General features: G+C 55.1%; 11 protein-coding genes and 4 tRNA genes. All 15 read right to left on the bottom strand.

The annotated features are described in order from the left end of the window. Window positions 1–41: 41 nt before the first annotated feature. The 15 genes from rpoB to birA all read right to left on the bottom strand — a co-directional run bounded on the left by rpoB (window position 42) and on the right by birA (window position 11,663). Window positions 42–4,115, bottom strand: coding sequence for a DNA-directed RNA polymerase subunit beta (gene rpoB, locus JFT80_RS09250; protein WP_008081909.1), 4,074 nt, complete (start codon window positions 4,113–4,115; stop codon window positions 42–44). Window positions 4,116–4,336: 221 nt separating this feature from the next. Continuing rightward, window positions 4,337–4,702, bottom strand: coding sequence for a 50S ribosomal protein L7/L12 (rplL, locus tag JFT80_RS09255; RefSeq protein WP_201147656.1), 366 nt, complete (start codon window positions 4,700–4,702; stop codon window positions 4,337–4,339). 78 nt (window positions 4,703–4,780) lie between these two features. Then, a complete protein-coding gene (gene rplJ / locus JFT80_RS09260) occupies window positions 4,781–5,281 on the bottom strand; it encodes a 50S ribosomal protein L10 (protein ID WP_201147657.1) in 501 nt (166 codons plus the stop codon). 198 nt (window positions 5,282–5,479) lie between these two features. Next, the gene (gene rplA, locus JFT80_RS09265) at window positions 5,480–6,175 is read right to left on the bottom strand and encodes a 50S ribosomal protein L1 (protein ID WP_201147658.1); all 696 of its coding nucleotides are present in this window, start codon (window positions 6,173–6,175) and stop codon (window positions 5,480–5,482) included. Further along, entirely contained in the window at window positions 6,175–6,606 is a 432-nt protein-coding gene (rplK, locus tag JFT80_RS09270) for a 50S ribosomal protein L11 (protein WP_003228756.1), read from the bottom strand. Before rplK ends, rplA begins: the two co-directional genes overlap by 1 nt. A 117-nt stretch (window positions 6,607–6,723) precedes the next feature. Then, entirely contained in the window at window positions 6,724–7,257 is a 534-nt protein-coding gene (nusG, locus tag JFT80_RS09275; protein ID WP_007916492.1) for a transcription termination/antitermination protein NusG, read from the bottom strand. A 9-nt stretch (window positions 7,258–7,266) separates the two neighbouring features. After that, on the bottom strand, window positions 7,267–7,635 hold the full coding sequence (gene secE / locus JFT80_RS09280; protein WP_007916493.1) for a preprotein translocase subunit SecE: 369 nt from the start codon (window positions 7,633–7,635) through the stop codon (window positions 7,267–7,269). 45 nt (window positions 7,636–7,680) lie between these two features. Beyond that, window positions 7,681–7,756, bottom strand: a tRNA-Trp gene (locus tag JFT80_RS09285). A 53-nt stretch (window positions 7,757–7,809) separates the two neighbouring features. After that, window positions 7,810–9,003, bottom strand: coding sequence for an elongation factor Tu (gene tuf / locus JFT80_RS09290; RefSeq protein ID WP_201147659.1), 1,194 nt, complete (start codon window positions 9,001–9,003; stop codon window positions 7,810–7,812). Window positions 9,004–9,087: 84 nt separating this feature from the next. Further along, window positions 9,088–9,163, bottom strand: a tRNA-Thr gene (locus tag JFT80_RS09295). Window positions 9,164–9,189: 26 nt separating this feature from the next. Then, window positions 9,190–9,263 (bottom strand) — tRNA-Gly (locus JFT80_RS09300). Between the two features lie 25 nt (window positions 9,264–9,288). After that, a tRNA-Tyr gene (locus JFT80_RS09305) sits at window positions 9,289–9,373 on the bottom strand. A gap of 143 nt (window positions 9,374–9,516) precedes the next feature. Continuing rightward, complete coding sequence (locus JFT80_RS09310) at window positions 9,517–9,957, bottom strand: hypothetical protein (RefSeq protein ID WP_201147660.1); 441 nt, start codon at window positions 9,955–9,957, stop codon at window positions 9,517–9,519. A gap of 7 nt (window positions 9,958–9,964) precedes the next feature. After that, the gene (locus JFT80_RS09315; protein ID WP_201147661.1) at window positions 9,965–10,714 is read right to left on the bottom strand and encodes a pantothenate kinase; all 750 of its coding nucleotides are present in this window, start codon (window positions 10,712–10,714) and stop codon (window positions 9,965–9,967) included. Continuing rightward, complete coding sequence (birA, locus tag JFT80_RS09320; RefSeq protein ID WP_122838839.1) at window positions 10,704–11,663, bottom strand: bifunctional biotin--[acetyl-CoA-carboxylase] ligase/biotin operon repressor BirA; 960 nt, start codon at window positions 11,661–11,663, stop codon at window positions 10,704–10,706. The genes JFT80_RS09315 and birA overlap by 11 nt, the downstream gene beginning before the upstream one ends. Window positions 11,664–11,755: the final 92 nt, after the last annotated feature.

Genomic DNA, 11,755 nt, shown 5'->3' on the forward strand with positions numbered 1-11,755 from the left:
AGAGCGGGCAATCCTGCCCCGCTCTCGATTCGCGTCACGTGTTATTCGGTTTCCAGATCGATATCGATGCCGAGGGAACGAATTTCCTTGATCAACACGTTGAAGGACTCGGGCATGCCCGGCTCCATACGGTGATCGCCATCCACGATGTTTTTGTACATCTTGGTACGGCCGTTCACATCGTCCGACTTCACTGTGAGCATTTCTTGCAGAGTGTAAGCAGCACCGTATGCTTCCAGTGCCCAGACCTCCATCTCCCCGAAACGCTGACCACCGAACTGTGCCTTACCACCCAGCGGCTGCTGGGTAACCAGGCTGTACGAACCGGTAGAACGCGCGTGCATCTTGTCGTCTACCAAGTGGTTCAGCTTCAGCATGTACATGTAGCCAACGGTAACTGGACGCTCGAACTTGTTGCCGGTACGGCCGTCGGTCAGCTGCATCTGGCCGCTTTCTGGCAGGTCAGCCAGTTTCAGCATGGCCTTGATTTCGCTTTCCTTGGCGCCGTCGAACACTGGAGTGGCCATTGGAACGCCGCCACGCAGGTTCTTCGCCAGATCCAGGATTTCCTGATCGGAGAAGCTGTCCAGATCTTCGTTACGACCGCCGATCTGGTTGTAGATCTCGTCCAGGAAGGTACGCAGTTCAGCGACTTTACGCTGCTCTTCGATCATCCGGTTGATCTTCTCGCCCAGACCTTTGGCCGCGAGGCCCAGGTGGGTTTCAAGGATCTGACCAACGTTCATACGCGAAGGTACGCCCAGCGGGTTGAGGACGACGTCGACCGGGGTGCCATTGGCATCGTGCGGCATGTCTTCAACCGGCATGATCACGGAGACCACACCTTTGTTACCGTGACGACCGGCCATCTTGTCGCCCGGCTGGATGCGACGACGGATTGCCAGGTAAACCTTGACGATTTTCAGCACACCTGGAGCCAGGTCATCGCCTTGCTGCAGTTTGCGCTTCTTGTCTTCGAACTTGTCGTCCAGCAGACGGCGGCGATCAACGATGTAGGCCTGTGCCTTCTCGAGCTGCTCGTTCAGAGCATCTTCAGCCATGCGCAGTTTGAACCACTGACCATGCTCAAGACCGTCGAGTACTTCGTCGGTGATGTCCTGACCTTTCTTCAGACCTGCGCCGCCTTCAGCCTTGTGGCCTACCAGAGCGGAACGCAGACGTTCGAAAGTCGCGCCTTCAACGATACGGAACTCTTCGTTCAGATCCTTGCGGATCTCGTCGAGCTGAGTCTTCTCGATCGACAGTGCACGAGCATCACGCTCAACGCCGTCGCGGGTGAAGACCTGTACGTCGATGACAGTACCTTTGGTACCGGTAGGTACACGCAGGGAAGTGTCTTTAACGTCGCTGGCTTTTTCACCGAAGATTGCACGCAGCAGTTTTTCTTCCGGAGTCAGTTGGGTCTCGCCTTTCGGAGTGACCTTACCCACCAGGATGTCGCCTGCGCCTACTTCAGCACCTACGTAAACGATACCGGCTTCGTCCAGCTTATTCAGTGCAGCTTCACCCACGTTAGGGATGTCCGCAGTGATTTCCTCTGGGCCAAGCTTGGTGTCACGAGCCACACAGGTCAGTTCCTGAATGTGGATCGTGGTGAAACGGTCTTCCTGAACAACACGCTCGGACAGGCAGATGGAGTCTTCGAAGTTGAAGCCGTTCCATGCCATGAACGCGATGCGCATGTTCTGACCCAGCGCCAGCTCACCCATGTCGGTGGACGGGCCGTCGGCCATGATGTCGCTACGCTGAACGCGATCACCCTTACGCACCAGCGGACGCTGGTTGATGCAGGTGTTCTGGTTCGAGCGAGTGTATTTGGTCAGGTTGTAGATGTCGACACCAGCTTCGCCGGTTTCAACTTCGTCATCAGCAACACGAACCACGATACGGCTGGCGTCAACAGAATCGATCACGCCGCCACGGCGAGCCACGACGCAAACGCCGGAGTCACGGGCTACGTTACGCTCCATGCCGGTACCTACCAGCGGCTTGTCAGCGCGCAGGGTTGGTACAGCTTGACGCTGCATGTTCGAACCCATCAACGCACGGTTGGCGTCGTCGTGCTCGAGGAACGGGATCAGCGACGCTGCAACCGAAACTACCTGCTTCGGCGAAACGTCCATCAAGGTGACTTCTTCAGGCGCCTTGACGGTGAATTCGTTCAGGTGACGTACGGCTACCAGTTCGTCGATCAGGACTTTCTGGTCGTTCATGGTCGCCGAAGCCTGCGCGATCACGTGGTCGGCTTCTTCAATGGCAGACAGGAACACGATCTCGTCGGTGACCACACCCTCTTTCACCACACGGTACGGGCTTTCGAGGAAGCCGTACTGGTTGGTGCGAGCGTACGCAGCCAGGGAGTTGATCAGACCGATGTTCGGACCTTCCGGCGTTTCAATCGGGCATACACGGCCGTAGTGAGTCGGGTGTACGTCACGGACTTCAAAGCCTGCGCGCTCACGAGTCAGACCGCCAGGGCCGAGTGCAGAGACACGACGCTTGTGGGTAATCTCGGACAGCGGGTTGTTCTGGTCCATGAACTGCGAGAGCTGGCTGGAACCGAAGAACTCTTTCACCGCCGCAGCCACTGGCTTGGCGTTGATCAGGTCTTGCGGCATCAGGCCTTCGCTTTCAGCCATCGACAGACGCTCTTTGACCGCACGCTCAACACGTACCAGACCAACGCGGAACTGGTTCTCGGCCATTTCGCCTACGCAGCGAACACGACGGTTACCCAGGTGGTCGATGTCATCGACGATGCCTTTACCGTTACGGATGTCGACCAGAGTCTTCAGTACCGCGACGATGTCTTCCTTGCACAACACGCCCGAACCTTCGATCTCGGTGCGACCGATACGACGGTTGAACTTCATCCGGCCGACCGCAGACAGGTCATAGCGCTCAGGGCTGAAGAACAGGTTGTTGAAAAGAGTTTCGGCAGCGTCTTTGGTTGGCGGCTCGCCTGGACGCATCATGCGATAGATCTCGACCAGCGCTTCCAATTGGTTGCTGGTGGAGTCGATCTTCAATGTGTCGGAGACGAACGGACCGCAGTCGATGTCGTTGGTGTACAGAGTTTCGATGCGAACAACGCCGGACTTGGCAATTTTCGCCAGGACTTCGGTGTTCAGCTCGGTGTTGCACTCTGCCAGGATTTCGCCAGTAGCCGGGTGCACGATGACCTTGGCGGTAGTGCGACCGAGGACGTAGTCCAGAGGCACTTCCAGGGTCTTGATGCCGGCTTTTTCGATCTGGTTGATGTGGCGCGCAGTAATACGGCGGCCCGCTTCAACGATAACCTTGCCCTTCTCGTCCTGAATATCCAGAACCGCAATTTCACCACGCAGACGCGAAGCAATCAGTTCCAGGCTGAGGGTTTCGCCGCTCAGATGGAAAACGTTGGTGGTGTAGAAAGCGTCGAGCACTTCTTCAGTGGTATAGCCGAGCGCACGCAGCAGTACCGATGCCGGCAGCTTGCGACGACGGTCGATACGCACGAACACGCAGTCTTTCGGGTCGAACTCGAAGTCCAACCACGAACCGCGGTAAGGAATGATGCGCGCGGAGTACAGCAGTTTGCCGGAGCTATGCGTCTTGCCGCGGTCGTGGTCAAAGAACACGCCCGGGGAACGGTGCAGCTGGGAAACGATTACACGCTCGGTACCGTTGATTACGAAGGTACCGTTCTCAGTCATCAGGGGAATTTCACCCATGTAGACTTCTTGCTCTTTGATGTCCTTGATCGCTTTGTTCGACGATTCTTTGTCGAAAATGATCAGGCGCACTTTTACCCGCAAAGGTACGGCGAAAGTTACACCGCGCAATACGCATTCTTTGACATCAAATGCCGGTTCGCCCAGGCGATAACCGACGTACTCCAGCGCAGCATTGCCGGAGTAGCTGATGATCGGGAAAACGGATTTGAAGGCCGCATGCAGGCCCACGTCGCGGAACTGATCTTTAGTCGCTCCCGCTTGCAAGAATTCACGATACGAATCCAGCTGGATGGCCAGGAGGTAAGGCACATCCATGACGTCCGGCAACTTGCTAAAGTCCTTGCGGATACGTTTTTTCTCAGTATATGAGTAAGCCATCAGCGTTCCCCAGCTTGGTCACCTGCTTGTTTGGCCCCTCCCGACGGGAGCAGCCAGAAAATCGTGCAAACCCCATGGTTTGCGCCACCGCATCGGGTGGTTACAGCGCCTTTATCAGCACCGACCCAGTCGGCTGCCAATAACGGAAAAAGGCCGGTGGCAAGAGCCACCAGCCATCAGCCTGTCGCTTGACGCTCGGGCTGGAGGAGCAAAGTCGATGCTTACTTCAGCTCGACTTTAGCGCCTGCTTCTTCCAGCTTCTTCTTGGCGTCTTCAGCAGCTTCTTTCGAAACGCCTTCAGCTACAACCTGAGGAGCGGTGTCTACTTTCTCTTTGGCTTCTTTCAGGCCCAGACCGGTCAGTTCACGAACTGCCTTGATCACGTTAACCTTCTTCTCGCCAGCTTCCAGCAGAACAACGTTGAACTCGGTTTGCTCTTCAACAACAGCGGCAGCAGCAGCTGGACCAGCAGAAGCAGCGGCAGCGGATACGCCGAACTTCTCTTCCATTGCCTTGATCAGCTCAACGATTTCCAGAACCGATTTTTCGCCGATTGCGTCGATGATTTGTTCGTTAGTCAGAGACATGACTTATTTCCTGAATTGGGGGATAGCCTGCAGGCCATCGAAATAAACAAAAATACGCGAGAGAGGAAACGCTCAGCCTCAGGCTGCAGCAGCTTCTTTCTGGTCGCGAAGAGCCGCCAGAGTACGAGCCAATTTGCTGGTAGCGCCTTGAATCACGCTCATCAGCTGGGAAATTGCTTCGTCACGGGTCGGCAGGCTTGCCAGAACGTCGATCTGATTAGCTGCGAGGAACTTGCCCTCGAACGCAGCTGCCTTGATCTCGAACTTTTCCTGACCTTTAGCGAACTCTTTGAACAGGCGAGCAGCAGCGCCCGGGTGTTCGTTGGAGAATGCGATCAAGGTCGGGCCGGTGAACACGTCGTTGAGAACACTGTATTCAGTGTCAGCAACAGCGCGCTTGAGCAGGGTGTTACGTACAACACGTACGTAAACGCCAGCTTCACGAGCCTCTTTACGGAGTCCGGTCATTGCGCCTACTGTTACGCCACGTGCATCAACCACGACAGCGGACAGAGCGACTTTGGCAGCCTCGTTGACTTCAGCGACGATGGCCTTCTTGTCTTCGAGATTAATTGCCACGGGTTTAACTCCTGCTTGTTACCGTTTCATCCAACCGAGGCCGGATGTCGTTTTGGTGTCTGATTCGGTAAGGAACCGGGAGCACCATCTGCGTAGGCTTGAGGTTTAAGACTTGCGTCGCCTACGGTCTTGGATAGCCCCCGCCAGGCAGGGACCCCAATCTTTCAATTAGCGCGAATATTCGCGCCAATTTTTGTCTTACGCGTCCAGCGAGCTCTGGTCGATAACCAGACCTGGGCCCATAGTGGTGCTCAGGGTAACGCGCTTGACGTAGATACCTTTCGAGGAAGCTGGCTTGATACGCTTCAGATCAGCGATCAGGGCTTCAACGTTTTCCTTCAGCTTGACGGCGTCGAAGCCCATCTTGCCAACGGAGGTGTGAATAATGCCGTTTTTGTCGGTGCGATAACGAACCTGACCAGCTTTAGCGTTCTTAACCGCAGTAGCTACGTCTGGAGTTACAGTACCAACCTTAGGGTTAGGCATCAGACCACGTGGACCGAGGATCTGACCCAATTGACCTACAACGCGCATTGCATCCGGGGATGCGATCACTACGTCATAGTTCAGGTCGCCGCCTTTCATTTCGGCAGCCAGGTCATCCATACCTACACGGTCAGCGCCGGCAGCCAGAGCGGCCTCAGCAGCAGGACCCTGGGTGAACACAGCAACGCGAACGGTCTTGCCAGTGCCGTGTGGCAGCACAGTAGCGCTACGAACAACCTGGTCAGATTTACGCGGGTCAACACCCAAGTTTACAGCAATGTCGAACGACTCGCTGAACTTGACAGTCGACAGCTCAGCCAGCAGAGCGGCGGCATCTACAAAGTTGTAGGCCTTGCCTGCTTCGATTTTGCCGGCGATAGCCTTTTGACGCTTGGTCAGCTTAGCCATTACACACCCTCCACGTTAAGGCCCATGCTACGAGCAGAACCGGCGATAGTACGCACGGCTGCATCCATATCAGCTGCAGTCAGATCCGCGTTTTTGGTTTTCGCGATTTCTTCCAGCTGAGCACGGGTAACAGTGCCAACCTTAACGGTGTTCGGACGAGCGGAACCGCTGGTCAGACCAGCCGCTTTCTTCAGCAGAACCGAAGCAGGGGTGGATTTTGTTTCGAAAGTAAAGCTACGGTCGCTGTAGACAGTGATGATCACTGGAGTCGGCAGACCAGCTTCCAGACCCTGAGTACGGGCGTTGAAAGCCTTGCAGAATTCCATGATGTTCACGCCGTGCTGACCCAGTGCAGGACCAACAGGTGGGCTTGGGTTAGCCTGAGCGGCCTTCACTTGCAGCTTGATGTAAGCGGTAATCTTCTTGGCCATGAGGCACTCCAATTACGGGTTCAAACGCCTCGAAAGGCTCCCCGGTTACTTGCGCGTTTATCCCAGTGACGACAAAACCCCACAGCCTATGGCTGCGGGGTTGGGATGCTTTTTCAGCTAGACCTTTTCGACCTGACTGAACTCCAACTCTACCGGAGTAGAGCGACCGAAAATGAGCACTGCCACTTGGATCCGGCTCTTTTCGTAGTTAACTTCTTCAACAACGCCATTGAAATCAGCGAATGGACCGTCATTGACTCGCACCGTTTCACCTGGCTCGAAGAGAGTCTTCGGCTTCGGCTTGTCACTACCATCAGCAACACGACGCAGAATCGCTTCTGCCTCTTTATCGGTGATTGGCGCAGGCTTATCAGCAGTACCGCCGATAAAACCCATCACCCGAGGAGTGTCCTTGACCAAGTGCCAAGTACCCTCATTCATATCCATCTGAACCAGCACATAGCCTGGAAAGAACTTACGTTCGCTTTTGCGCTTCTGGCCATTACGCATTTCAACCACTTCTTCAGTGGGAACCAGAATTTCGCCAAAGCCATCTTCCATGCCAGCCAGCTTTACGCGCTCGACCAGCGAGCGCATCACATGCTTCTCGTAACCCGAGTAAGCATGCACAACATACCAACGCTTAGCCACGGGACACCCTTAGCCGACAATCAAGGAAACAAGCCAACCGAGCAGGGAATCAAGCCCCCACAACAGCAACGCCATAACCAGGACAACAGCCACCACAATAAGGGTGGTCTGCGTGGTTTCTTGACGAGTTGGCCACACGACTTTACGAATCTCGGTGCGAGCTTCCTTAACCAGTACAAAGAAAGACTTGCCCTTCGCAGTCTGCAGGCCTACAAAGGCAGCTACAGCAGCGATGACAAGCAAAGCGAGTACACGGTACAGGATCGGCGAAGCAGAATAATACTGATTGCCAACAACGCCAACAACCACCAAAGCGACAACTACAAGCCACTTGAGCAGATCGAAGCGAGAGCCTTGAGCTTCAGCCTTAGGAGTCATCTATGAAGATCCTGTGAAAAGAAAGCCAGACACACCAAGTGAATCTGGCAGGTCAGGAGGGAATCGAACCCCCAACCTACGGTTTTGGAGACCGTCGCTCTGCCAATTGAGCTACTGACCTAAAACAAAATCAGGCCGACCATTATGCCGGCCCGAAAAATACATTGCAACCACTTACTCGATGATTTTGGCTACGACACCAGCGCCGACGGTACGACCGCCTTCACGGATAGCGAAACGCAGACCATCTTCCATCGCGATGGTTTTGATCAGGGTAACAGTCATCTGAATGTTGTCACCTGGCATTACCATTTCAACGCCTTCTGGCAGCTCGCAGTTACCAGTCACATCAGTAGTACGGAAGTAGAACTGTGGACGATAACCTTTGAAGAACGGAGTGTGACGACCGCCTTCTTCCTTGCTCAGAACGTAAACTTCTGCTGTGAACTTGGTGTGCGGCTTGACCGAACCCGGCTTGACCAATACCTGGCCACGCTCAACATCATCACGCTTGGTACCACGCAGCAATACGCCGCAGTTCTCACCTGCACGACCTTCGTCGAGCAGCTTGCGAAACATCTCTACACCAGTGCACGTGGTCTTGACCGTGTCACGCAGACCAACGATCTCAACCTCTTCCTGTATGCGAACAATGCCACGCTCAACACGACCAGTCACAACAGTACCGCGACCGGAGATCGAGAACACATCCTCGATCGGCATCAGGAACGGCTTATCAATAGCACGCTCAGGCTGCGGAATGTAGCTATCCAGAGTCTCGACCAGCTTCTTGACGGCAGTGGTGCCCATCTCGTTGTCGTCTTGACCATTCAACGCCATTAACGCCGAACCAATGATGATTGGAGTGTCATCACCTGGGAAATCGTAAGTGCTCAACAGGTCTCGCACTTCCATCTCAACCAACTCAAGCAGCTCCGCATCATCTACCATGTCAGCCTTGTTCAGGAAGACAACGATGTACGGAACGCCTACCTGGCGCGACAGGAGAATGTGCTCACGGGTTTGCGGCATCGGACCATCAGCGGCCGAGCAAACCAGAATCGCACCATCCATCTGTGCAGCACCGGTAATCATGTTTTTTACGTAGTCGGCGTGACCAGGGCAGTCAACGTGTGCGTAGTGACGCACGGCCGAATCGTACTCAACGTGAGCGGTGTTGATGGTAATACCACGAGCTTTTTCTTCCGGGGCGCTGTCGATCTTGTCGAAGTCAACGATTGCCGAACCGAAAACTTCGGAGCAAACGCGAGTCAGAGCAGCAGTCAAAGTGGTTTTACCGTGGTCAACGTGACCAATGGTCCCAACGTTGACGTGCGGCAGGGAACGATCAAATTTTTCCTTAGCCATCGATATCACCCTTAACAGAAGAATTAAGCAAACGATACAAGCCATTAAAACAAAGGCAGATATTTTCATATCTGCCTTGTTATATGGAGCTCTTGAGCGGATTTGAACCGCTGACCTCACCCTTACCAAGGGTGTGCTCTACCAACTGAGCTACAAGAGCAAAACACTTTGCACAACCTGCAAACTTGGAGCGGGTAGCGGGAATCGAACCCGCATCATCAGCTTGGAAGGCTGAGGTTCTACCACTAAACTATACCCGCGGAGCCTGCAGCTCACGCTTAAATCTGGTGGAGGGAGAAGGATTCGAACCTTCGAAGTCGTAGACGTCAGATTTACAGTCTGATCCCTTTGGCCGCTCGGGAACCCCTCCTAATCAGGCCGGCATTCTATATCATGCCAGCCTTCTGTCAAGCATTTTCTCATTTAAAAACCTGAGGTTAGCTGCATTGACAACACCCTACTGCTAGAACCTCTTCAGGTCTTCGCTGTGGAGCGGGCGCCATTCTATGCAAACTATTCGACAGGTGCAACCCCCTCGCACAGCATTATTTTATGTTTTAACTCATTGAATTCCTTGGAAAGGTTCTGCAATTGCACATCCCCCAGCCAGCGTCGGCTTTCAGGTGCGATCCGCACCCAGTAACCAGGCGCATCCGGGAGGTCGCGCGGCAAAGCTTGAAACTTGATCTCCATGCCAGTCAACCTTCGCTCGACAGCCTGAGCTACGTCCTGCCGCGAATAACCCCCTACATACAGGCACCCGCTATCTGGCTGAACAGCCTTGGCCTTGTCCCGCGCGGCATCAGTGGATTCGCTCAGCAGGCGAATATCCTGCTGCGAACCACGATACAGGCTCAAAGGCGTGACATCCTTGGCCCGCAAGGGCGCTTCTTGTTGATGCCAGATGTAATAGAAAACATTGAGCACTAGCAGTAGCAGGAACAACCAACGCATAAATACCTCAACTCAAAGGGCACGCCATCGCCAGACCCACGAACACCAGATCTGGAACCACGCGGGCTTCAGGGACGACGCCCGAGACAAGACTTGCGTCGCCACCCGTGAGAAAAACCACAAAGTCTTCACCCCAGTAACTGCGCGCCATCTCCAATTGCGTAAGCACGAATCCCCTGAGCATCAACGAGCATCCGCGCTCTACCGCTTCGACGGTGGTGCGACCAGGAGCAAGGCTTTCCAGCGCGCGCTCGGCTGCGATGTCGCCATACCGTATCTTGCGCGTGTGGGTGCGCAGCTGATGGCGCATCAAGGGCATCCCCGGACAGATGAAGCCACCGAGATGCGCGCCGTCGCTGCCTATGAAGTCAGCGGTAACAGCTGTACCGAAGTCGAGCACAAGACACGAGCCCGACGCCAGATGGAATCCACCCAGCATCGCCAGCCAGCGATCGAGCCCCAAGCGCTCGTATTCTTCATAGCCGTTACGAACACCGGACATTTCGCGAGAGGGCGCAGCGCAGGCAACTGACACGCCATAAGCGCTCTTGAGCAAGGCGGTCAATGCACCGGTTTCTTCGGTGGTCCTGACGCTTACCAGCCGGCAATAGGTCAATGACAGGCTCACGATGGCATTCAGGCTCTCGAGCAACGCCAGATCCGAGTCAACGACCCCCTCTCCCACCGTCATACCGCCGCCCGCACCCAGCACGCGCCATTTGATAAAACTGTTTCCGCAGTCGAGCTCAAGAATCATCACGCAACCTCAGGCTGAGCTCACCACCGCTAAAGACTTTTTCCACACCACCCACCTTCAAGCGCAAAGCACCTTGCTTATCGATACCCAGCACTTCGCCATCTATCTGGTTGACCCCGGCAATCAGCGATACGGCGCGCCCCTGCCACAGATGATTCTGCTCCCACTCCGACTGGATGGCAGCAAACCCATCGGTCTGATGACGGTGCAAATAACCCTGCAGCTTCACACCCAGGGCTGCGACCAGATGATTGCGATCGAACACCTTGCCAGTCTCGAGACGCATCGACGTCCATTGCTGATCAACCTCATCAGTCATCTGCATGTTTACATTGATTCCAACGCCTAGCACTACGTGGCATACGTCAGCGGGATCGCCCACCAGCTCCAGAAGTATGCCGGCGATTTTTTTCTGCCCGACCAATACGTCGTTTGGCCATTTAAGACCAGCAGTCGACACTCCGAGCTCGCGCAGGGCCTGCATCACTGCCAGGCCTACAACCAGACTGAGACCTTCCAGCTGCCGCATTCCACCGTCGATGCGCAACACCAGGCTGTAATAGACGTTTTCGGCAAAAGGGCTGACCCACTTGCGTCCGCGCCGCCCTCGCCCGGCCGTCTGCCGTTCGGCAACCACCAGAAATGGTGCGGCCTGGCCACGCTCGATCGCGCGCAAGGCCTCGGCATTTGTCGAGTCTATGGAGTCGAAGACCAGGGTGGGCCATTCGCAGGAAGGAGCCGCCTCGCGGATGCTGACAGGATCGAGCAGCGTCAATGGCGCAGCCAGTTGATAACCGCGGCCGCGCACTTTGTGGATGGATAAGCCCAACTCAGCTTCCAGGAGCTGGAGCTGTTTCCAAACCGCACTACGACTGACACCCAGGGCGATGCCCAGGGCCTGGCCAGAATGGAACCGGCCATCCTTAAGAAGCTTCAACAACGTCAGCATGCAAGTCTCGCCTCACAATGAGGCCCGCATGATAGCCATGCACCGAGCGATTGCATAGAAACACGAGGGCCTGAAGTTTCTTGCGGACAAAA

Origin of the sequence: Pseudomonas sp. TH10, from assembly GCF_016651255.1 — a bacterium.
GTDB lineage: Bacteria > Pseudomonadota > Gammaproteobacteria > Pseudomonadales > Pseudomonadaceae > Aquipseudomonas.